Raw genomic sequence first — 22,736 nt, 5'->3', positions numbered from 1 at the left:
TCGAAGCCCGGACATCCTGACGAGCCTTCAAGGGCCGTCCAATAAAGGAGAGGAGCATGGGGGTGACAGGACCCGTAGGGTTCGCCTTCGTCGGCTGCGGGAACATTGCCGGGCCGTATGCCGACTCGATGCAGAAGCACCCCGACAGGCTGGCAATCGTCGGGGCTTATGACCTCAACACCGAGGCCGCCAGAGCCTTCGCTTCAAAGTACGCGTGCAAACTCTACGCCAGCCTCGACGAACTGATCGCTGATCCTCAGGTCGAGGCGGGCCTCAACCTGACAGTGCACCTTGCCCACCCTGAGGTTACGCAGCGCCTCCTACGGGGCGGCAAGCACGTGCACAGCGAGAAGCCCCTCGCCGCCACCCGCGAGGACGGGCAGGCCTGCGTGCAACTCGCCGCACAGCAAGGACTTCTGCTGAGCTGCTCTCCGTTTGTCATCCTCGGCGAGGCCCAGCAGACCCTCAAGAAGGTTGTGCAGGAGGGCCTCGTCGGCGATGTGAAGGAGGTCTACGCCGAGATGAACTGGAGCCGTATCGAGGCTTGGCACCCCGCACCCGCGGCCTTCTATGGTCGCGGAGCGGGGCCGCTCTTCGACGTTGGTTGCTACCCTCTCAGTGTGCTCATACAAGTCTTCGGCTCGGCGACCGCCGTCCGGGCTATGGGGGGCATTCGGCTCCGCGAACGCACGATCGCCTCAGGGCCGGACGCCGGCAAGTCGTTTACGGTAACCAATCCGGATCACACATGTACTCTTATTGAGTTCGACTCTGGCATTCACTGCCGTCTCACTGCCAGCTTCTTCGCTGTCAAGAGCGCGCAGGCGGGCATCGAAGTCCACGGCACGGACGGCTCACTGCGGCTCGACTCGGTCGTCGGCTTCAATTCTCGGCTAGACCTGTGCAAGCCGGGCGAGCGCGAGTGGAGATCGCTGCCCCTTCTTGGCAATCCCTATCCCGGTGTCGAATGGGCGCGGGGGCCGCTCGATCTTGCGGCGGGCATCCGTAAGGGGAAGCCCCTCACCTGTCCCGGCGACGCAGCCTACCACGTCCTCGACATTACCCTGGCTGCCCTTGAGGCCTCGGGGTCGGGCACTACCGTGCCTGTGCGCTCACGGTTTCGGCCAACACCATGAGACTTCGTAACTAGTGATTTGCATCTGCCTTACGTTTCTTCAGGTCACATAGGTGCGCCGTCAAGCGAATGTCACAGAGGGGCGCGCGGCAAGGATGCCAGGGGCAGCTACTGGTGCGTCCAGTATCCGCCGTCACCCTTGCGCGGCCTCGGGGCCTTCGACCCCGTGATCCCGCGAGGGTTTGCGCCTCGGTCGCTGGTCAGCGCGCGTTCCGAACCTGACAGGTCCCTCGGTGGGACATGTTTTTCGCAGTCAGTGCCTTAGATACTGGGTAGGGAGAATGGCAGCAGCCACGCGACAGAGGATACTGGGTCTCACCATCGGCTCGCTTGCCTTCGCGGTGGCCGAGTGGGTGTGGCTCGCGCCCGTGCTCAAGCCCGGTTTGCGCTCAGCCACGGTCTATGTTTTCCTCCTCTCTGCCAACGTCTTCTACCTCTATAACCTACTATTTCATATCAGCTTACGCTCGCGATGGATGCAGGGCGGATACATCGCATGGTATGCGGTCCTGTTTTCGCTATTCGCCGCTGTGGCCCCCGCTTCCCCGTGGACCTTTGGTGGCACACACCGCCTCTTGCTCTTCGGTCTCTTCTTGATGATCACAAGCAGCCTGTTCCACATGCCCAAGGCATTCGGCTTCATGGTCGTGCTGCTCGTGGCCTACCTGGTGTTCCCGTTCTTCGCCGAGGCGACCCTGGTGTTGCTCACGATCTTCTATCTCGTTATCCTGGCGGAACTTAGACTGGCAAAGGAGACACACAGCTATCTCGTGGTGGCGTGCTTCGCCCTGGGCTTCATGCTTGTGCTTGCGGTGCTGTTTCCCCTCGTGAATCTGGGCGTGAGCCGCTCGCCACAGGACCTTCGCACTGCGCTCCTCGGCTCCGACGCTGCTGCGGCCGAGACCCGCCGGGCGATGTGGACGAGTGTGCAAACAGCCACCATCACGACACTTGTGGTGCTGGCGCTGGGCGTGCCGCTCGCCTACTTCCTGGTGCGGAGCGACTTCCCAGGCCGCCGGGTGCTCGACGCGCTGGTGGACCTGCCGATCATTCTCCCGCCCCCCGTAGCGGGCATCGCCCTCATCGCATTGCTGGGGCCACGTCAGCCGCTGGGCGACTGGCTTCGTTCGAACTTCGGCATCGTGCTAGCCAACGATTGGAAGGGCATCGTCGCCGCCCAGACCTTCGTGAGCAGCCCCTTCCTCATTCGCTCCGCGATGGCGGCGTTCCAGGGGGTTGATCTGAGGCTAGAGCACGTTTCACGCACCCTTGGGGCCCGCCCGATGGCAACCTTCTTCCGCGTGACGCTGCCGCTGGCCGCGCGCGGCATCTTCATGGGCTGCATCCTCACCTGGGGGCGGGCCATTGGCGAGTTCGCCTCGGTGAGCGTGGTGGCCGAGCACCCCGAGACGATGCCCGTGCGCATCTACAAGCAGTTCATCGAGGCCGGCGAGAGGGGCCAGCACGCTTCGCTCGCCATCCTCATGATTGTCCTGTGCGTCACTGTGTTCGCGGGCCTGCACCTTCTGGCCTCGCGCACCCTGTGGCGGAACATCCGCACCATCTGGGGCCACGGTTGTGGTTCGAGTCGTCGGACTGACTAAGCGTTTGGGCGCCTTCCAGTTGCAGGGGATCAGCTTCGAGCTGGCCACCGGCGACTACGGTGTTCTGCTTGGCCCCACCGGTTGCGGCAAGACGGTGCTGCTGGAGACCATCGTGGGCATCAACCGCCCCGAGGCTGGCGAGGTGTGGCTCGACGGGCAGAACGTGACACTCCTGCCGCCCGAGCGGAGGGGCATCGGCTTCGTCTACCAGCGCTCAATGCTCTTTCCGCATCTCTCGGTGCGGGCGAACATCGCCTATGGGTTGCGCTACCACGGCGTCGAGCGCTCCGAGCGGGCGAAGCGGGTCGAGCGCGTGGCCGACCTGTTGGCGATCTCAGCACTGCTGGACCGGGACACTGCCGCACTCTCGGGCGGGGAGATGCAGAAGGTGGCGGTCGCCCGGGCGCTGGCCATCGAGCCACGCGTGCTGCTGCTCGACGAGCCGCTCGCTGCCCTGGACCCCCTGGCTAAGGAGGCCCTTCGCGCCGAGATCGCCGCGCTCCATCACCAGCTCGGCACCACGATCCTGCACGTGACCCACGATCAGGAGGAGGCCCGCATCCTCGGCCACACTCTGGGCATCCTGCGCAGCGGCCGCCTGCTTCAATTCGGCCCGAAGGACGACGTTTTCGAGCGCCCCAACAGCCCCTTTGTTGCGCGCTTCGTGGGCACCGAGAATGTCTTCGAAGGCACGGCGGTCCGCGAGGGCAGCGGCGTCCGCATCGCGCTCGCCTGCGGCTCTTTGCTGGCGCGCGGTGCGGTGGCCGGCCGCGTGGGCCTCTGCGTGCGGCCCGAACGGGTGCTGATCGGCCCGGCCAATGCGCCGGCGGCCCTGCAAAACCGGCTGGAAGGCACGGTGGCGGAGATCTCAGACCGTGGCCCGGTCGTCCGCTATGAGGTCGCCACGCGCGGTAACCGCTTCGTAGTGCTCCAGACCAAGCGCGATTATGCGGCGTCTGGACTCAGCATCGGCCAGGCGGTGGCCTTGGGCTTCGAACCCGAGGCTGTCCACGTCTTCCCCTGGCGCGACGAGGAAAGATGAGCCTCCCGCAGGGTCGAAGCCTGCGGTGGGTTGAAGAGGTTGGCGATGGAACTGCCCTTCGGCTGGGAAAGCAATCGGCTGGTCATCCGCAAGGTCATCGAGAGGGCCTTGCTGCCGTTGGGGAACACGGCCCTGGACCTCACGCCGTTCCTGATGATGGCCGGGTTGTCCGTCGTCGGTGCGCTGCTGATGCGCTGGAAGTTCCCTCACCGCCAGTGGGCGCGGCGCCTCGTCCAGACGCTCTCCGCCATCGCCCTGATCCTGGGCGTCCACCCCTGCGCCTGCATGACCCGCGACATCGTCCTGGGCGCCAACGTGTTGGGCCGCGACGACCTTGGAGCGTTCAAGTACCTGGTCGTCTTCGCCACGGTGGCCGCCTTCACCATGCTCTTCGGGCGCATCTTCTGCGGCTGGCTGTGCCCGCTCGGCTTTGCGCAGGAGCTGCTGGCCAAGGCCACATCGTGGCTGAGGCGCTACGCCGACCGCGCCGCCTTCATCTACATCAAGTATGCCATGGGCGTGGCCTTCCTGGGCGTGCTCTTCTACAGCTCGTACCGCACGAAGCCGGCCACGTTCTCGTTCATCGAGCACGCCATGGTCTTCTACACCATCGGCCTCTCGCTCATCGCGCTCACGGTGCTCACTGATCGGTCGAAGGACTGGTTTTTCAAGGAGCGGGTGCGCTACGCAATCCTCGTCTCGATCTTCGCCGTGTTCATCTACGGCGTGTACGCCAACGGGCCCTTCTGCGTGTTCTTCACGGCCTACGTCGAATGGGCCTCGCTCATCTCGTGCTTCGGCGTGCTGCTGCTCTCGATGGTGCTGATGAACGCCTGGTGCCGCTACATGTGCCCCGAGGGCGCCATGCTGGGCCTCCTGGCCAAGAATGCGGCCTGGCAGATCAACCGCGACGACGACCTCTGCCAACGCGACGGCTGCTGCGAACCCGTGTGCCCCGTGGACTGCATCGTGATGGGCATCCGGGATCGGAAGACGTGCCTCTATTGCATGAAGTGCGTGGATGCCTGCCCCTATGGAGCGCTCCAGATCGTCAACGAGCTGGCGCCGGGCAAGAGGCAGGTCACCCCCTTCGAGCCCCGGCCAACGGAGTACTTCTGAGCGGCCGCGGTGCGCGGAGGGGCCTATCGGTCCTGTATGCCCCATCCGTGCTATAGGACCGATGGGGCAGATGGGACGAATAGGACAGAGAGGACCCGATGAAGCCTGCGATTCCGCTCCTCGCCCTCTGCGCATCGGCAGCCGTCGCCGCCGAGGTGGTGGACTGGCCGATGTACGGCTTCGGCCCGCAGCGTCAGAGCCTCAGCCCCACCCGCTTCGCCTCGGCCACGCTCGAGCACGTCTGGAGCACGGCCGAGCCGCGCACGCTCTACGCCTACGTCGAGGGCATCCCCTACTGGTCGAGCCCGTGCCTCGCCACCGTGGAGGGCCAGCCGCGCGTCTTCATCGGCTGCTACGACAACACGGTCTACGCCTTCGACGGCCACACGGGGAAGCAGGACTGGGCCTTCATCACCGGCTCGGCGGTGAGCGCGGCCCCCGTCTATGCCATCGTCGGCGGGCGGCCGATGCTCTTCGTGGCGTCCAGCGACCGCTCGATCTTCGCCCTCGACCCCCGCCCCGGCCTCCCGAGCGACGCCAGCCGCAAGCTCTGGCAGTTCGAGACCTTCGCCTGGCGCGGCACCGTGAACCCCGCGCGCATGGCCGACCCTCTGCTCGCCGAGGTGGATGGCAGGCCCGTGCTCTTCTGCGGCGTGTGGAACAACAACCGCAGCGCCGTCGAGAACGTCCAGCGCGGCGAGGTGATCGCCCTCGAGCCGGCCACGGGCACCCCCCTGTGGCGTCGCGAGATCGGCACGGGGGCCGTCAATGCCCCGTGCCTGGGCACTGTGCGGGGCGAGCCGGCCCTTTTCGTGCCGTACGAGCCGGGCAGCGTCTTCGCCCTCTCGGCCCGCACGGGGAAGGACCTGTGGCCCAAGCCCTACGCCAGCGGCGATGAGATCCACAGCGGCGTCTCGGTGGCCACGGTGAACGGCCGCCAGCTCCTCTTCCTCGGTGGCCGCACGGCCTGGGCCTATTGTGTGGACGCCGAGACCGGCCAGCAGGTGTGGGCCAGCCCCATCAACACGTGGGTGGACAGCACGCCCGCCTTCGCGGTGATAGACGGGCGGCCGACGGTGTTCGTGGGCAGCTACACCTACTTCCTCTTCGCCCTCGACGCCGCCACCGGCACGGAGCTCTGGCGTTATCGCACCCGCAACATCGTGCAGGGCTCGCCCGCCCTCGCTACGATGGGCGACGAACTCGTCGTGTGCGTGAACTCACTCGACGACCACGTCTACGTCGTCACGGCGCGCGAGGGCCGCTTCCTCTTCCGCTACGATCTGGGCCGCTTCCCCTGGAGCCACTATCGCAAGGGCAAGACGATCTGGGGCTCGTGCGTCGTGGGCACCCTGGCCGGCAGGCCCATGCTCATCGCCCCGTCGTACAGCGGAGTCGTCCACGGCTTCGCCGTGGGCACCCGCGACGACAACGCCGGCCCCCCGGCCGACACGTTCTGGGACGCGCTGGGCGAGGCATACACCGTCCCCGTCGTGCTCGTCGTAGCCGCCGTGCTCGCCGTCACGCTGGCGCGGCTGGCCAGGATACGGCGTCCGCACTGACACCGCCGGGCGGCCCCCGGCGCACGAGCTACGACGCCCTCACAGCATCGAGACGGGGTCCACATCCAGGGTCACCTGGAGCTTGCCGGCGACGCCAGCATGCGGGCGCAGGGCGCGCGTGGCGAGTCGTACGCCGCGCCGCTCGGGCGCCTTGACGAGAAGCTGCCAGCGGCTCTTGCCCTGGAGGCTGGCCAGGGGGCACTCGACGGGGCCGAGCACCTCGAACGCTGCCGCCGCCTCGGGCAGCGCGTGCAGGCGCTCGGCCAACTCGCGGCAGCGGCCGGCAGCCGCGTCGCGGCTGGGGCCGGCCACGACCACTCGCAGCAGATGGCCGAAGGGCGGATAGCCGAGTTCGCGGCGGAGGTCCAGCTCCGTCTCGGCGAAGAGCCTGTAGTCGTGGCGCGCGGCGCACACGATGCTCAGGTGATGGGGGTTGGTGGTCTGGACGACCACGCGGCCGCCGAGCAGGCCGCGGCCCGCGCGGCCCGCCACCTGCTCGACGAGCTGAAACGTGCGCTCGGCCGCCCGGAAGTCAGGCAGGTACAGCGCCGTGTCGGCCGAGATCACCCCCACGAGCGTCACCTGCGGGAAGTCCAGTCCCTTCGCGATCATCTGCGTGCCGATGAGGATGCGGGCCTCGCCCGAGCGGAAGCGGTCGAGGAGGCGCTGGTGCGTGGCCCGGCCGCGCGTCGTATCGGTGTCCATTCGCGCGAGCGGGTAGTTGGGGAACTTGCGCGCGATCTCGTCCTCCACCCGCTCGGTGCCCACGCCGAAGTGGCGCATCTGGCCCACCTTGCAGGCGGGGCAGATGCCGGCAGGCGGCTGGTGCTCGCCGCAGTAGTGGCACAGGGCGATGCCGCGCCGGCGATGGTAGACCATGGGCACCTGGCACTGGGGGCAGCGGAGCGCGTGCTGGCAGCGCGGGCAGAAGACCAGGGTGGAGAAGCCGCGCCGGTTGAGGAACAGCATCACCTGGGCGCCGCTCTCGAGCGTCTGGCGCGTCAGGGCCTCCAGGCGGCGCGAGAGGAAGCACCAGCGTTTCGCCTCCTGGAGTTCCTCGGTCATGTCCACCACTTCCACGGGGGGCATGCGCAGGCCGAGCACGCGGTGGGCGAGGACCACGTAGGCGTACTTGCCGCGCCGCGCGTTGTGGAAGCTCTCGAGCGAGGGGGTGGCCGAGCCGAGCACCACGAGCGCGCCGGCCCGCTGCGCGCGCACGATGGCCACGTCGCGCGCGTGGTAGCGCGGCGCGGGCTCCTCCTGCTTGTAGGTGTTCTCGTGCTCCTCGTCCACCACCACGATGCCGAGGTCCTGCACGGGGGCGAAGACGGCGGCGCGTGGGCCGATGACCACCTGGGCCTCGCCGCGCTGGATGGCCCGCCACTGCTCGGTGCGCTGGCCGGGCGTGAGGTGGCTGTGGAGCACGGCGATGCGCGGGAACCGCGCCTTGAAGCGGCGGATGGTCTGCGGCGTGAGCGAGATTTCGGGCACGAGGACGAGCGCCCGCTTGCCCTCGGCCAGCGCGTCGGCGATGGCGCGCAGGTAGACCTCGGTCTTGCCGCTGCCGGTGACGCCGTGGAGGAGCACCACGCCGAAGCCGGCGCGCCGGCGCTCGCCGATGAGGGCGAGGGCGTGCTGCTGCTCGTCGGTGAGCTCGATCTCCTTGGGCGCCTCGGGCAGCACGTCGTCCACGGGATGCTCGGTGACCGTCTTCGAGCGGTAGCGGATCTGGCCCGCCTTGCGGGCGGCGTGGACGACGCTGAGCGAGCAGCCGGCCAGCTCGGCAAGCTGGCTGGGGGTGAGTTCCTCGTTGGGGCAGGAGGCCAGGGTGTCGAGCAGCGCGGCCCGCTTGCGTAGCCGCGGCGGCAGCCCAGCGATGGCGGCGCGCAGCGCGGCCCCCTCGAGGGCCGGCTCGACGATCTGGATCGTGCGCGAGGTGGTCTGGCGGCGCACGCCGCCGGGCAGCGCCGCCTCCAGCGCCTCGCCCCAGGCGCAGCCGTAGTAGTCGGCCACCCAGCGGGTCAGCTCCAGCATTGCCGCATCTACCAGCGGCTCGGCGTCCACGAGATCCACGATCGGCTTCACCCGCGCCGCCTCGATGCTGGGCGCGTCGAGCAGCCGCACGCAGTAGCCGACGAGGTGTCGGTTGCGGAAGGGCACGCGGACGCGCAGGCCGGGCCGCAGGCGGCTGCGCAGCTCGGGCGGCACGGCGTAGTCGAACGCGTCGCCGACCGGGAGGTTCAGCGCCACTTGTGCGAAGGCGGGAGGGCTCATGGGGCGGAGCTTCGCGTGACGAGGAAGGCGAGCTGCTCGAGCTCGACGGCGAGGTCTACCGAGCGGACGGCGACGCCGCTGGGCACCGTGACGTGCGTGGGGGCGAAGTTGAGGACTCCTTTGACGCCGGCGGCGACGAGCTGGTCGGCCACGTTCTGCGCGGCCTCGACCGGAACGGCGATGATCCCCAGCTCGATGCCCAGCTCGGCCACGGTGCGGCGCAGGGAGCTCATGGGCAGCACCTTGAGGCGCGCCCAGGTGCAGCCCTCCTTGCGCGGGTCGCTGTCGAAGAGCGCGACGATCTGGAAGCCGCGCTCGCGGAAGGTGCGGTAGGTGCACAGGGCCCGTCCGATGTTGCCGGCGCCCACGAGGGCCACCTTCCACTCGCGGTCGAGCGCGAGCAGCGGCCGCAGCGCGCGCTCGAGGTTCTGCACGGGGTAACCCAGGCCGCGCTGGCCGAACTGGCCGAAGAACGAGAGGTCCTTGCGCACCTGGGCCGAGCTGGCGCCGATGGCCTCGCCCAGCTCGGTGGACGACACCGTGTCAATCCCCTCGCGCTCGAGGCGCTGGCACTGCCGCAGGTAGAGCACCATGCGTTCGATGACGGGTCGCGGGATGGCGTGGAGTGTGGACATGGCCGGATGCTCCAGTCTCGGGGGCCGCCGCAGGTACAGGGTCTCAACGGGGCGGTTCGGGAGCCGGGGGCTCGTGGGACGGCGGTGCCGGCGCGTTCTCCTTTTCGGGCTCCTCGCGCGCGTCCTCGGGCCGCCGCTTGGCGCCGCCTGGGTCCATGGCATCGAGCAGGTAGAGGCGGTGGTCGGCCCGCAGGCCCCAGGGGGTGTCGGCGAATACCTGGCGCACCATGCGGTAGATCTGTCGGGCGTGCTCGATGTCGCCGGCGGCGACGGCCTTCTCGGCGCGGCTGCAATGGATGGCCGCAATCTGCGCGCGAATGGCGAGCGTGTGCCCCGAGGCCCCGAAGAGGCCGGGCGCGCTGCCGCCCGGCCGCCGGCGTTCTTCCTCCTGAAGGGCGCGGATGCGTTCGCGGGCCGTGCCCGCCTCGGGCGCGTCGGGGTAGCGGCCGACCAGGGCCTCGTAGCGGCGGAGGGCGTCGGCCGCATCGCGGGCCTCCGCCGCCTCGGCGTCGCGCAGGTAGTCGGCCGGTCCGCGTGTGAGATGCGAGATCACGCGGTAGCCGCCGTAGGCAAGCGCCGCCAGGGCGACCACCGCGGCCGCGGCCTTGGCCCAGCGGATGACGCAGGCGGCGATGCGCTCGTAGCGCTCCGTTTGCTCGGACGACGAGAGCTCGGGGCTCGCCTCGTCGCGCGGCATTCCGCGCCGCTCCAGGTTCCGCTCGATATGATCGAGGGCGTCGGCCACCAGGGCCATGGAGTCGGGCCGCTGCTTAGGCGACTTGGCCAGCATGCTCAGGACCAGGTGGGCCAGGGCGCTGGGCACCTGCGGCCGGAAGCTCTTGGGAGACTCGGGGAGCGTGTAGCGGTGCTTGCGCAGGATCTCGAGGGTGGTGCGGCCGTCGAAGGGGGGGCGGCCGACGAGCATCTCGTAGAGCACGACGCCCAGCGAGTAGATGTCGGCCCGCGGGTCCAGCGCCTGGCTGTCCACCTGCTCGGGAGCCATGTACGACGGGGTGCCCACGATCACGCCGGTCTGGGTCATGCGGGTGGCGTCGCTGATCTTCGCGATGCCGAAGTCGGCGATCTTGGCGTTGCCTTCGGCGTCGAAGAGGATGTTGCTGGGCTTCACATCGCGGTGGCGGACTCCGGCATCGTGCACGGCCATCAGGCCGCGCGCCACCTGGCTGGCGATGCGCACGGCGCGCTCGATGGGCACGGGGCCCTCGCGCAGAACCTCTGCGAGCGACTTCTCGAGGTGCTCCATCGCATAGTACTGCACCCCGTCGTCCGCCCCTACGTCGTAGATGCGGACGACGTTGGGGTGTTGAATCCCGCTGAGAACATGGACTTCGCGGCGGAAGCGCTGGAGGAATGAGCGGTCGGCCGCAAGAGACGGCTGGAGAACCTTGAGTGCGACCACCTGGCCGGTTTCGACGTCGGTGCCGCGGTAGATGGTGCCCATGCCGCCGGAGCTGATCTGGGCCTCGATGCGGAACCTGCCGAGCGTGGTGCCGATCATGTCGCGTCGCCTTGGTCGGCCTGCCCCTCCGGCGGTTCGATGGGCAGGGCGACGGTGAAGATGGCCCCTCGGCCGGCCTCCGACTCCACCGCGATGCGGCCGCCGAGTTCGCCGATGACCTTGCGGGAGACGGCGAGGCCGAGGCCCGAGCCCTTCGAGCCCTTGGTGGTGTAGAAGGCCTCGAAGATCTTCTCGCGGAGCGCGGGCGGGATGCCGGGGCCGTTGTCGGCAACGGCGATCTCGATGCGACGGGCGGCGGGCACCCATCGGGAGGTGACGGTGACGGAGCCGCCGGGAGTCGCATCAATGGCATTGGTGAGCAGGTTGAGCAGGGCGCAGTGCAGCGCGCCTGCATCGAGCAGCGCCGTGGGCATGGCGTCGTCGAGAGCAAGTGTCAGCGCGACGTTCTGCGCGGCGGCGCGCTGGGCCACCAGAGTGGCCACCTCGCGCACGACGCGGTTGGGCTCGCATGGCGCGTACTGGGGGCCGGCGCGCCGCGAGTAGCTGAGCATGTTGATCGCCAGCTCGGAGATGAGCTGGATGTTGTGGTCGAGGGCGCCCCAGATTTCGCCGATCTCTGCGAGGTCCTGGTTGGCGATGGCCGAGGGGATGAGGTAGCGGGCCGCCTCCATGCTCTGGAGGATGTTCTTGATGTAATGGGAGAGGCCGGCGACGGCCTGGCCGATGGCGGCGAGCCGTTCGGCCTCGAGGTTCTTGCGGATGAGCTGGAAGTTCTCGACGGCAAGCCCGAGGTCGCTGCCCACGGCGGTGAGGAGTTCGAGGTCGCGCTCGGTGAAGCTGCGGTCCACCGAGTGGGTATCGAGGTAGATGACGCCGAAGGTCTGCCGCGGGGAGCGGATGGGCACGCACAGGGCGGAGCGGATGCCGTAGAGGTGGATGCTGGCGACGCGACGGAAGCGCTCGTCCTCGGCCGCATCGCGGGTCAGCACGCCGCGCCCGGTGGCGATGACGTCGCGGGCGATCGTTTCGCTCACGCGGATGGTCTGCTCGCGGGTGTTGCGGCGTTGGCCAGCGACCGGCTTGAGCGCCCGGGCGTCGGGCTCCACCAGCAGCACGCTGCCGTGGTCGGCGGGCAGGATGTCGAAGAGCACGTCGAGCACGTTGGCGAAGAGCCCCTCGAGCGTCACCGAGCGGCCCACCACGCTGGTGACGCGGTAGAGGGCCGACAGGATGCCGTAGAGGCGGCGCAGTTCGCCGGCCTCGAGGTTCTGGCCGGTCGCCGGCAGGACCTGGGTGGTGGCCTCGGGCGACCAGGCCACCGGGCGCTGGAGCACCGTCTTGTCGTCGGCCACGATGATGCGCACCTGGGTCGTGGGATGCTGGTCGGCCTGATGGTCGCGGTCGCCGTAGACCAGGGTGGTGTTGCCCACCTGGATGGCATCGCCCGGCCGCAGTTGAGTCGGGGCCGTCACCGCCGCCTCGTTGAGCAGCGTGCCGTTGGTGCTGCCGAGGTCAATCAGGGTGGCCGCCTCGCCAGCCACCTCGATGCGGGCATGGGAGGTCGAGACCTTGTCGTCTGACAGGGCGACTGCGCAGTCGCGTGAGCGCCCGATGATATTGGTCCCAGGCCGCAGTGCGAACACGGCGCCCGCGCTCGCGCCGCGTCGCACGCGGAGATGCATTGCCATGGGCCCGCCTCCCATCTGCTGGGTTGGTCCGCCCGCCTCCGTCATTATAGTGTCGCCTTCCGGAGGTGTCAATCGCCTTGACCCCCCGCGGCGCCGCCGCTATAATCAGCGAGCCGAACCGTGCACAGGAGCGTGTATGAAACTGCAAGGCCGAGTGGCGCTGGTGACGGGGGGCGGGCGTGGCATCGGGCGCGCCATCGCCCAGGCCCTTGCGCGCGAGGGGGCGAAGGTCGCCGTCGCCGCACGCTCGCGCGAACAGGTCGAGGAGACGGCGGGCCTGCTGGGCCGGGCGGCGCTCGGCATCGTGGCCGACGTGCGCCGCCCCGACGATGTGCGCCGCATGGCCGAGCAGGCGGTGGCGGGCCTCGGGCCGATTGACCTCCTGGTGAACAACGCCGGCGTGGCGCGCTTCGCCCCCATCCTCCAGGCCACCGTGGCCGACTGGCAGGCGATGTTCGACGTCAACGTCCTGGGCGCGCTCCTGTGCACTCAGGCGGTGCTGCCCTCGATGCTCGAGCGGCGGCGCGGCTGGATCATCAACATCGCCTCCAGCTCGTCGGTGAAGGGCTACGTGGACCAGAGCGGCTACTGCGCCTCGAAGCACGCCCTGCTCGGCTTCGCCAAGGTGCTCGCCCTCGAGACCCGCGACGCCGGCATCCGAGTCCACTGCATCTGCCCGGGCGGCGTGGATACCGAGATGGCCGGCCAGAACCCCAGCTTCGAGAGCCGCGCCGACCTGATGCGGCCCGAGGAGATCGCCGAACTGGTGGTCTTCCTCGCCTCGCTGGACGGCGTGATGATGATTGACAACGTGGTCGTGCGGCGCTACAAGGCCACACCCTGGTCCTGAGGGTCGGATGAAGCAGCCCCTTCGCTCGATCCGCGCCTTTCTCATGGACATGGACGGCACGGTGTACCTCGGCGCGCGGCTGCTGCCGGGGGCCAGGGGCTTCTTCCGGCTGCTCGACCGCCGCGGCATCCCTTACCTGTTCTTCACGAACAATTCGTCGAAGGACCGTTTCCTCTACCGCGACAAGCTGGCCGCGATGGGTTTGGCCGTCGCGCCCGATCAGATCATCACCTCAGGCGAAGCCACGGCCCTGTATCTCACCACCGCCACCCGCCACCGCCGCGTGTTCGTCCTCGGCACGCCCAGCCTCGAAGAGGAGTTGCGCCGCGCGGGACTCATCCTCGCCGAAGACGCCGTGGATGCCGTGGTGCTGGGCTTCGACACCACCCTCACGTATGCCAAGCTCGAGCGGGCCTGCCACCTGCTGCGGGGCGGCGCGGCCTTCGTGGCAACCCACCCCGACAAGGTGTGCCCCACCGAGCGCGGCCCCGTGCCCGACTGCGGCTCGATGATCGCCCTGCTGCGCCAGGCCACGGGCGTGCGGCCCGTGGTGGTGGGCAAGCCCGAACGCCGCATGGTGGCCATGGCGCTCCGCAAGCTGGGGAGCGGCTACCGCCCGCGCGACGCGGCCATTGTGGGCGACCGCCTCTACACCGACATGCGCATGGGCCGGCGCGCCGGCCTCACCACCATCCTCGTCCTCTCCGGCGAAACGAAGCGCGAGGAGCTGGCGGCCACACGAGATGTGCCCGATTACGTGTTCCCCTCGGTTCGAGAGCTGGGGCGGGAGTTGAGGCGTGACACGTGATGCGTGATACGTGAGAGGCCAGAAGACCGGAACTGGAGAAAGTGAACGCAGGCGGCCCTTGCCGCTCTTTTTCATGCCCGGCCCTCTCACGCATCACGTATCACGCATCACGCTTGCTTCGCTGCGGCAGATCAGTAATATCAGGGGCGCGAGCAGTCCCACTCTAGGAGACGCCCCGTGAAGGTCCTCATCATCGGCAGCGGCGGGCGCGAACACGCGCTGGCCTGGAAGATCGCCCAGTCGCCCAAGGTCACCCAGCTCTTCTGCGCCCCGGGCAACGCCGGCATCGCCGGCGTGGCCGAGTGCGTGAACATTCCGGCCGACGAGGTGCAGGCCCTCTTGAAGTTCGCCCGGCGCGAGAAGATCGGCCTCACGGTCGTGGGCCCCGAGGCGCCGCTGGTGGCCGGCATCGCCGACCGCTTCGAGGCGAACGGCCTGCCGATCTTCGGCCCCAGCCAGCGCGCCGCCGAGCTCGAGGGCTCCAAGGTCTTCGCCAAGCACATCCTGCGCAAGCACGCCATCCCGACGGCGCGCTACGACGTCTTCGAGACGGTGGACGCGGCGGAAGAGCACCTGCGCAAGGCCCCGCTGCCGCTGGTCGTGAAGGCGGACGGCCTGGCGGCCGGCAAGGGCGTGATCATCTGCCAGACGCGCAAGGAGGCGATGGACGCCATCTCGCTGATGATGAAGGAGCGCGTCTTCGGCAACGCGGGCAACCGCGTGGTCGTCGAGGAGTGTCTGTTCGGCGAGGAGGCCTCGATCCTCGCGCTCACCGACGGCCGGGCCATCGTGCCCCTGCCCTCCTCGCAGGACCACAAGCGCATCTTCGACCACGACGAGGGGCCCAACACCGGCGGCATGGGCGCCTATAGCCCCGCACCCGTCATCACCGCCGAGCAGTACGCGCGCATCGAGCGCGAGATCCTTATCCCCATCGTCCACGCCATGAACGCCGAAGACCGCCGCTACAAGGGGGTCATCTACGCCGGCGTGATGATGACCGACGACGGGCCCAGGGTGCTCGAGTTCAACGTCCGCTTCGGCGACCCCGAGACGCAGCCGATCCTCGCCCGCCTCCGGGGCGATCTCGTGCCCGTGCTCGCCGCCATCGCCCAGGGCAATCTCCAGGACGCCGATCTCGACTGGGACCCCCGCCCCGCCGTCTGCGTGGTCATGGCCTCCGGCGGCTACCCCGGCCACTACGAGAAGGGCAAGGTCATTCACGGCCTCGACGCCGCGGGCGCGCTGCCCGACGTCACGGTCTTCCACGCCGGCACCGAGTTGCGCGACGGCAAGGTGGTGACCGCGGGCGGGCGCGTGCTCGGCGTCACCGCCCTGGGCGATGACATCCGCGGCGCCATCGCCCGCGCCTACGAGGCCGTCAAGCGGATCCGCTTCGAGGGCGCCCACTATCGCACCGACATCGGCGCCCGGGCGCTCCAGCGGCAGGCATAGCGTGCCCGCGCTTGACGCCGCCCTGGCGATGGTACATACTGGCGCGCGATTCAGGACGCTGCGAGCGGCGCCTTGCCTCTCTGTGGCTTCTCGCGCCAGGAAGCGCATGGCTCCAGGAGATGACCGATGGCCGGGGACCGGGGGTTGTGGCGGGCCGTTTCGTTGCTCGTGTTAGCTGCTGCCCTGGCTGCGGGTGCAGGTCTTGCACACGCGGGGATCGTGTTCCAGGAGCCGTTCGACACCGACACGGCCAACACGGCCGCCACGGTGGCCGCCTACACGAACATGACCCTCCAGGGCGGCGGCACCGTGGTGGTCACCGGCGGAGTGTTGCGCATGAACGGCACTCCGCTCACCCACTCGCTGGTCACAGCGACCGGCTACCCGGGCAACCTGCTGATCACACAACTCGTGGGCAAGAACCCGGGAGGGGGTGGCAGCAATGTGGGCCTGCGGGTCGGCGCCAACCGCATCGTCTTCCACCCCGGCTACACCTCCCTGCCCGGCGCATTCCGCGTCGAAGGCCCCGGCGGCTTCGGCAACACGAGCATGGGCTTCACGCCTCCCGGGGGCGTGCTGAACACGATGGAGGTCTTCGTCCGCGGCAACACAGGGCAGTTCCTCGTCGCCGTGCCCAACTACAGCAACCCCGATCAGGTTTTCGCTGCGCGCTTCACGAATGCAGGGTACCAGCCGGGTGTGGACCTCATCGGCCCCACCCGCAACGCGGGCTCGGACGACCAGGGCCTCTTCGACAACCTGATCGTCAATCAGATCACCTCCCCCGGGCCGCCCACACAGTGGACCAATCTCGTCCTCGCCAGCGCGCCGCTGCACTGGTACCGCCTCAACGAGTCCGGCAGCATCGCCATTGACTATGGCAGCGGCGCGCTCGACGGCGTCTACCGCAATGGCGTGGTGCGCGGGCAGGCCGGCATTCCCTTCGAGGGCGACCTGGCCGCGCGCTTCGACGGCGTGGACGACCAGGTGTGGCTGGGCGGGGGCGACCTCACCGGCCCGTGGAGCGCCGAGTTCGTGCTCATGCACCTGGGCATCGAGGACGCCGGCAGCCTGCTCCGCAGCGCCGCGGGGGCCTTGCGCCTCGACCAATGGCCCTCCACCGGAGCGGCGGGGTTCACCCGCTTCGGCGTGGCAGACTACCGGTTCACGCCCGACGCTCTGGTTGCCCTTCAACAGTGGGTTCATCTCACCTTCGTAGCCGACCCGGCCAACGGCATTGACCTGTACCTCAACGGCGTGCTGGCAGGCACGAACCCCAACTACATGCCCCTGCCGCGCGAGTTCCTGGGCGGCGCCGACACTGCGAACATGCTGCTGGACGAGGTCGTGATCTACGACCGGCGGCTCACGCCGCAAGAGGTTCTCACCCACGCCTCGGGGGTCGGGCTGCCCGAGCCGGCCACGCTGCTGCTCCTCGGTCTTGGCCTCCCGATCATCGCTCGCCGGCGCCGCGCGCGGGCCTGACGCGCCCCGCCTCCCTTCCCGTGGCCACCGTGGGGCCGGAGCATCGTCGCCACGCGCAGCGAGGGGACGAGCGGGTCTCGTGCCCGCCTCGCTCTTGATTTCCCGCTCGGTTTGGCATTCACTATGCCGGTAGAGATGGGGGCGACCGTCACGGCGCGAAAGGAGCTGGCCATGCGCAAACAGGCGACGTTCCTGCTCGGCTTCGCTGCAATGGCGGCATGGGCCGCGGCCGGCGAGAGGCCGACCGCGGCCGACGTGTTGGCCAAGATCGCGGCGAAACGCGGCCTCTGCGCCCTCGTGGGCGACGCCGGCGCCGCCCTCGCGCTCGACCTGGCGAAGGCCAGCGAACTGACGCTCTACGTGCAACTGGCCGACTGCGACGCGATGCAGGCCGCGGCCAAGGCCGCCGACGCCGCGGGCCTGCTGGGCACCCGTCTCTTCGTCGCCGCTGTCAAACCGCCCCGCATCGGCCTGGCCGACAATGTGGCCGACGCCGTCGTGGTCCTCGACGCCACGCCCAAGGCCGAAGCCCTGCGCGTGCTGCGCCCCGAGGGCCAGGCCCTCGTCGGCGGCCAGACCGCCTCCAAGCCCTTCCCGCCCGGCGTCGCCGACTGGAGCCATCACTTCCACAGCCCCGACAACAACCCGCTGTCGCGCGACGCCGTGGCCCGCGCGCCCTTCCTCACCCAGTTCGTGGCCGAGCCCCGCTACGCCCCCGCCCCGCAACAGGTCGTGGCCTCGGCCGGCCGCCTCTTCATGGCCTTCGGCCACGTCGCCTGGCACCAACGCGAGGAGGACGTGCTCGACACGCTCATGGCCGTGAACGCCTATAACGGCACCCTGCTCTGGAAGAAGCCCTTGCCCACCGGCTTCATGGTGGACCGCTCGACCCTGATCGCCACGCCCACGGCCCTCTACGTGGCCGACGACAAGGGCTGCAAGCTCCTCGACCCCGCCACGGGCGAGGTGAAGGACGAGATCGCCGTGCCCGCCGACCTCGCCGACGGCACCTTCTGGAAATGGATGGCGTTGGAGGACGGCGTGCTCTACGCCCTCGTGGGCAAGCCCGAGCCGCCCGACCCCGTGGCCCGCTGGCGCAGCACCCGCCACGGATGGCCCTGGGACGGCATCTCGAAGGGCTACAACGACCGCGACCTGCCCTGGGGCTTCGCCCGCACCGTCGTCGCCCTCGACCCCAAGACCAAGAAGGTCCTCTGGCACCGCCAGCAGGACCCGCCTGTGGATGCCCGCTCGACCTGCCTGAAGGGCGGCCGCCTCTACATCGGCCACTATGGCCGCTTCCTCGCCTGCCTCGACGCCAGGACGGGCAACGACCTCTGGCGCCGCACCGCCGAGCAGGACCCCGACCTCTTCAAGTCCATCGGCCCCTACCGCCCCGGGCAGGGCTACATTCAGGGCTGGCGCACCCAGGCCTACCTCAAGTGCACCGACCAGGCTCTCTACTTCGCCGGCCCCCAGGTGCCGTGGCTCAGCGCCGTCTCCGCCGCCGACGGCCGCTTCCTGTGGAAACACGAGGCCCAGGACCTTCACATTGTGGTCCGCGACGACGGGCTCTACGTCATCGCCGCGCAGAACAAGCCCACGGACACCAAGAAGCTGCACCCGCTCACCGGCCAGGTGCTGGCCGAATACCCAACGCGCCGCCGCGCCTGCACCCGCGCCACCGGCAGCGCCGACGGCATCTTCTTCCGCGCCCATGAGGGCTCAGGCCGCCTGGACCTCGAGTCGGGCAAGACCCAGTGGATTTCGCCCATGCGCCCCTCGTGCCACGTCGGCGTCATCATCGCCAACGGCCTCGCCACTTGGGTGCCCTGGGCGTGCGACTGCGACCTCCAACTGTTCGGCACCATCGCCCTCGGCCCCGCCGGCGATTTCGCGTTCGACCAGGCCGCCTCCACCAATGACCGCCTCGAGACCGCCCACGGCTATGCCGCCCTCCTCCCCGACACGCCGAACCCGTGGCCAACCTATCGCGCCAATAGCGCCCGCACGGCCGCCACCGAGGCCGAACTCCCTGACCCCATCCGCACCGCCTGGGAGAGCAACCTCCAGTGCGAGCCGACCGCGCCCGTCGTCGTGGGCGGCGTGGTCTTCCTGGCCGGCTCCGATGGCGTGGTGCGCGCGCTCGACGCGGCAACGGGGGAACCGAAGTGGACCGCCTACACCGGCGGCCGCGTGTTCTTCCCGCCCACCATCGCCTACGGGAAGGCGTATGTCGGCTCCGCCGACGGCTTCACCTATTGCTTCGCCGCGGCAACAGGCAAGCTGGAGTGGCGCTTCCGCGCCGCGCCCGCCGAGCGCCGAATCCCCGTCTACGGCGCCTTGTCCAGCACGTGGCCGGTGGCGAGCGGCGTGCTGGTCGAGGGCGGCACCGCCTACTTCGCCGCCGGGATGAACGACTTCGACGGCACCCACGTCTACGCCCTCGATGCAAACACGGGCGCTATCAAGTGGCAGAACAACACCTGTGGCCACCTCGACCCCTTCTCGCGCCGGGGCGTCGCCTGCCAGGGCGAGCTGCTGCTCAAGGACGCCACCCTCTACCTCGCCAGCGGCAACTACGTGTCGCCGGCGGCCTTCGACGCCGCAACCGGCAAGTGCCACAACACCCCGCCCGACACGATGGGCACCACCGCCGTCCGCGGCCGCGAGCTGGCCCTGGCGGGCAACGCCGTCAGGGTCTCGGGGCAGCCGCTCTACTCGAAGCCCGGCTACCTGGTCTTCGACAAGTCGTGCGAGTGGCAGCCGATGGCGGTGACGGCGGGGAATGGCAAGGTGGCTCTGGCCCAACGCAAGGGCTCGGCGGGCGAAGCGTGGTCGGTTGTCGCCACAAAGCCCGATGGCACAGAGCTTTGGACGCATCCGCTGCCCGGCGAGCCAGTCCGCTGGGGCATTGCGCTCGACGGCCAGGGCCGCATCGTGGTCACGCTCCGCAGTGGCCGGCTCCTCTGCCTCGGCAAGAAGCAGTAGCCTCGCCCGGCCCCCATACTTGTTCAATCTTTTCCCCCTCAGGAATGAGCAAGCATGGCGCTTTGGCGATCCGGGCGGCTCCACGGCCTTTCCCGCCATACTTGCTCAATTTCCTCCCCCCCAGGGGTGAGCAAGTATGGCGCATCGGCGATCCGTCCTGAAGAGGGCCTCGCGCCCTTGCCGCGGAGCCGCCCTGCGATGCCCCCAGCCAGCGCTTGACGGACGGGATAGCCCGTGATATTCTATGATAGTTAACAAGATGCAGAACTCTGCACTCCTCTGAATAAGGATGCCTGAGGTGGACGAATCAAGGCCAGTGGATGGCGCTGTAAGTGCAGGCGCAGCAAAGCGTTGGTACACGGTGCCCGAGGCGGCGGAGTACCTCGGCATCAGCGTGCCCACCATCTTCCGCTGGATGCGCGAAGGGCGCCTGTCGTTCGTGAAGATCGGCGGCGCGACGCGCTTCACACGAGAGGGCCTGGAGGCCCTCATCGAGAAGACCACCGGCTCAGCCGAGGCCGAGGCCGCGGCCGGGCGCTGCGCCGCCTGCGGCCACAGCGTGCTCGTCGAGGGCAACGTGCAGGGCACGGGGCGCCTCTACTTCCACCCCGAGAAGACTCGCTTCTGGGTCTTCGCCGAGTCGCTGGTGCCCATCCGCGCCCGCGTGTGCACCGCCTGCGGCCACATCCAGCTTCAGGCCGACACGGCGAAGCTCAACCGTCTCGTGCCCAAGAGCTCCGAGACGCCTGAGACCCCGTGAGCCTGGGGAGGAACCTTTCTGAGGAAGAAGGAAGGTCCTCCCCAGCCCCTCTTCCAAGGACTTCCGCACTGGGGCGCGGCGGGGCGGTTCGCCCCGCTGCGCCCCGATGCGGAAGTTCTTGAAGGGGGGGACGGGGGGAAACTCTCTTTCAGGAAGTTTCCCCCCATTCCTGCCATCCAATGACGGCACTCACGACCCGCAGTTGCAGCTCTTGGCCCGCTTGTCGAGGCCCAGGGCGTCCCAGATGTCGGGGGTCTCCTCGCACAGGCCGATGGGGCAGGTGTCGCGGAGGGCCTCCACGGCCTGTCGGTAGAGCGCGAGGCGCGTATCCTTGGGGTAGCGGGAAAGGCCCTTGCGGGCCGTGGGCGATGCCGGCGGGGGCGCGGGCTCCAAAGCGTCGAACAGGCCGTTCTCCACGAACTTCGGCAGGTTCGCCTCGGCCCGCAGCGTGCCCAGGGTCACGCGCTCGGGGCCGAACGCCCGCACCTGCTCGATCGTCCAGGCATAGTCGTAACCGAGGATCATGGGGTCAATGCGCAGCCGCACGCGCCAGCCCATGGCCTTGAGCCGGCGAGCCGCGTCGAAGCGGTCCTCGACCGGCGCGGCCCCCCGCTCGTGGTCGCGGGCCGCCTCGGGGCTGTTCACCGAGAACGACACGATGACGTTGCGGCAAGGGGCCGTCTCGAGCAGCGGGGCGCACTCGCGCGTGCCGCCCTTCGTCACGAGCAGCAGCGAGTGCCTGCGGCCCTTCGCCTCGGCCTCGGCACGGAACAGCCCGACGAGATGCCCGATGAGCGGCCGCGCCTCCTCGAACACCAGGCTGTCCGACAGATTGCCCATGTTGAGCACGTAGGACTCCAGTTCGTCCCGGGCGAGCCAGGCCTTGATCTCGGCGGTCATCTTGTCGAAGTTCGTGAACACCTCGGGCGACCGGAGGAACCAGAACGACGACTTGAGATAGCAATACGAGCACTGGGGCGCGAAGCTGCACCCGTCGGCGTGGGCGAGCACGTAGAAGTTCGGGCAGACGGTATTCGCCGGCGTCGTGCGGAAGATATCCACGAACTTCGACTTCCGCTCGCGGCGCTGGCACGGGAGGCGGCGGTGGTGCGGCATCACGTGTCCTCAGGATGACGGCCCCGCGGCCATTATCCCGCATCGGGCGTCTGCGATCAAGGGCGGGTGTGATGCGCGGCATCCACGGGCACTCGCCCCCGCTACCAGAGGCTGGGCACGTGAGGGTAGCCGCGGATTCGCATGTCCCGCGCCAGCACCGTCGCACCCTCCTCTCGCGCAGTCGCCACGATGGTCTGGTCGGCCGGGTCACCGCGGAATGGCTGAGGCAGGGATGTGGAACGGCAGGCAATCCGCGGGGTGAGCGGCACGACGCGTAGTTTGGCCATCCGGAGCGCCTGTTGCACCCACTCCTCTGGCCCGCAGGACACGGCCAGCCTGCCCTTCTCGATGAGCTTGGCGAACTCCCAGGGGGAGATGGCAGACAGCAGCAGTTCCTCGTAGGCGCCTGGGCGGCCGATCAACTCCCGAACCCGCCGCGAGAGCCGTCGCGGGCTCGCGTGCCACCACACCCAGGCGTGGGTGTCGGGGAGGCACTTCACCGGCAGGCGTCCCAGTCCTCGTCGCCCAAGGGCGAAACAATGTCCCCCTCGAAGATCAGCGTGTGGGCGAGCTTTCCGGGCGCGTGGTCCTGGGACGGCTCCTCGACCGGGCTCACGCGCACCAGGGGCTTGCCCCGCTTGGTCACGATCACGCTCTCCCGCGTGGCGGCTACCTCGGCGATGGTGGCGAGGGCGTGAGCCTTGAACTGGCTGGCCGCGATTGTCTTCAACG

General features: G+C 69.1%; 18 protein-coding genes. 11 read left to right on the top strand and 7 right to left on the bottom strand.

All coding sequences use genetic code 11. The annotated features are described in order from the left end of the window. Positions 1-56: 56 nt before the first annotated feature. The 5 genes from PLE19_16510 to PLE19_16490 all read left to right on the top strand — a co-directional run bounded on the left by PLE19_16510 (position 57) and on the right by PLE19_16490 (position 6,462). Entirely contained in the window at positions 57-1,136 is a 1,080-nt protein-coding gene (locus tag PLE19_16510) for a Gfo/Idh/MocA family oxidoreductase (GenBank protein HPD16557.1), read from the top strand. A 595-nt stretch (positions 1,137-1,731) separates the two neighbouring features. Next, complete coding sequence (locus tag PLE19_16505) at positions 1,732-2,739, top strand: ABC transporter permease (protein HPD16556.1); 1,008 nt, start codon at positions 1,732-1,734, stop codon at positions 2,737-2,739. After that, on the top strand, positions 2,714-3,781 hold the full coding sequence (locus PLE19_16500) for an ABC transporter ATP-binding protein (protein HPD16555.1): 1,068 nt from the start codon (positions 2,714-2,716) through the stop codon (positions 3,779-3,781). The genes PLE19_16505 and PLE19_16500 overlap by 26 nt, the downstream gene beginning before the upstream one ends. A 45-nt stretch (positions 3,782-3,826) precedes the next feature. Beyond that, entirely contained in the window at positions 3,827-4,900 is a 1,074-nt protein-coding gene (locus tag PLE19_16495) for a 4Fe-4S binding protein (protein HPD16554.1), read from the top strand. A 98-nt stretch (positions 4,901-4,998) separates the two neighbouring features. Continuing rightward, a complete protein-coding gene (locus PLE19_16490; GenBank protein ID HPD16553.1) occupies positions 4,999-6,462 on the top strand; it encodes a PQQ-binding-like beta-propeller repeat protein in 1,464 nt (487 codons plus the stop codon). Positions 6,463-6,501: 39 nt separating this feature from the next. Here PLE19_16490 and priA read toward each other — a convergent pair whose 3' ends face one another. From priA to PLE19_16470, 4 genes are read right to left on the bottom strand one after another with little or no spacing between them, the layout of a single operon-like run. Continuing rightward, complete coding sequence (priA, locus tag PLE19_16485; GenBank protein HPD16552.1) at positions 6,502-8,736, bottom strand: primosomal protein N'; 2,235 nt, start codon at positions 8,734-8,736, stop codon at positions 6,502-6,504. Beyond that, positions 8,733-9,371: a redox-sensing transcriptional repressor Rex gene (locus tag PLE19_16480; protein HPD16551.1), complete on the bottom strand. Its 639-nt coding sequence runs from the start codon at positions 9,369-9,371 to the stop codon at positions 8,733-8,735. The genes priA and PLE19_16480 overlap by 4 nt, the downstream gene beginning before the upstream one ends. 43 nt (positions 9,372-9,414) lie before the next feature. Then, positions 9,415-10,890: a serine/threonine-protein kinase gene (locus PLE19_16475; protein ID HPD16550.1), complete on the bottom strand. Its 1,476-nt coding sequence runs from the start codon at positions 10,888-10,890 to the stop codon at positions 9,415-9,417. Beyond that, positions 10,887-12,539, bottom strand: coding sequence for an ATP-binding protein (locus PLE19_16470; GenBank protein ID HPD16549.1), 1,653 nt, complete (start codon positions 12,537-12,539; stop codon positions 10,887-10,889). Before PLE19_16470 ends, PLE19_16475 begins: the two co-directional genes overlap by 4 nt. 136 nt (positions 12,540-12,675) lie before the next feature. On the opposite strand from PLE19_16470, the gene PLE19_16465 reads away from it, so the two are divergent. The 6 genes from PLE19_16465 (at position 12,676) to PLE19_16440 (ending at position 20,888) form a co-directional block, all read left to right on the top strand. Next, complete coding sequence (locus PLE19_16465) at positions 12,676-13,389, top strand: SDR family oxidoreductase (protein ID HPD16548.1); 714 nt, start codon at positions 12,676-12,678, stop codon at positions 13,387-13,389. Between the two features lie 7 nt (positions 13,390-13,396). After that, the gene (locus PLE19_16460; GenBank protein ID HPD16547.1) at positions 13,397-14,197 is read left to right on the top strand and encodes an HAD-IIA family hydrolase; all 801 of its coding nucleotides are present in this window, start codon (positions 13,397-13,399) and stop codon (positions 14,195-14,197) included. Positions 14,198-14,374: 177 nt separating this feature from the next. Next, entirely contained in the window at positions 14,375-15,652 is a 1,278-nt protein-coding gene (gene purD / locus PLE19_16455; GenBank protein HPD16546.1) for a phosphoribosylamine--glycine ligase, read from the top strand. A gap of 126 nt (positions 15,653-15,778) precedes the next feature. After that, the gene (locus PLE19_16450) at positions 15,779-17,137 is read left to right on the top strand and encodes a PEP-CTERM sorting domain-containing protein (GenBank protein ID HPD16545.1); all 1,359 of its coding nucleotides are present in this window, start codon (positions 15,779-15,781) and stop codon (positions 17,135-17,137) included. A 171-nt stretch (positions 17,138-17,308) separates the two neighbouring features. After that, a complete protein-coding gene (locus tag PLE19_16445) occupies positions 17,309-20,128 on the top strand; it encodes a PQQ-binding-like beta-propeller repeat protein (GenBank protein ID HPD16544.1) in 2,820 nt (939 codons plus the stop codon). 298 nt (positions 20,129-20,426) lie between these two features. Continuing rightward, on the top strand, positions 20,427-20,888 hold the full coding sequence (locus tag PLE19_16440) for a helix-turn-helix domain-containing protein (protein ID HPD16543.1): 462 nt from the start codon (positions 20,427-20,429) through the stop codon (positions 20,886-20,888). A 189-nt stretch (positions 20,889-21,077) separates the two neighbouring features. Here the strand turns inward: PLE19_16440 and PLE19_16435 are convergent, their stop codons facing one another. The 3 genes from PLE19_16435 to PLE19_16425 all read right to left on the bottom strand — a co-directional run bounded on the left by PLE19_16435 (position 21,078) and on the right by PLE19_16425 (position 22,734). After that, the gene (locus PLE19_16435; protein HPD16542.1) at positions 21,078-22,004 is read right to left on the bottom strand and encodes a radical SAM protein; all 927 of its coding nucleotides are present in this window, start codon (positions 22,002-22,004) and stop codon (positions 21,078-21,080) included. Between the two features lie 101 nt (positions 22,005-22,105). Further along, positions 22,106-22,504: a type II toxin-antitoxin system VapC family toxin gene (locus PLE19_16430; GenBank protein ID HPD16541.1), complete on the bottom strand. Its 399-nt coding sequence runs from the start codon at positions 22,502-22,504 to the stop codon at positions 22,106-22,108. Next, a complete protein-coding gene (locus tag PLE19_16425) occupies positions 22,501-22,734 on the bottom strand; it encodes a type II toxin-antitoxin system Phd/YefM family antitoxin (GenBank protein HPD16540.1) in 234 nt (77 codons plus the stop codon). Before PLE19_16425 ends, PLE19_16430 begins: the two co-directional genes overlap by 4 nt. Positions 22,735-22,736 lie beyond the last annotated feature (2 nt).

Source organism: Planctomycetota bacterium, assembly GCA_035384565.1.
Lineage (GTDB): Bacteria > Planctomycetota > PUPC01 > DSUN01 > DSUN01 > DAOOIT01.
The sequence above is the reverse complement of the archived record's forward strand: the minus strand, read 5'-3'. Positions and strand labels throughout refer to the sequence as shown.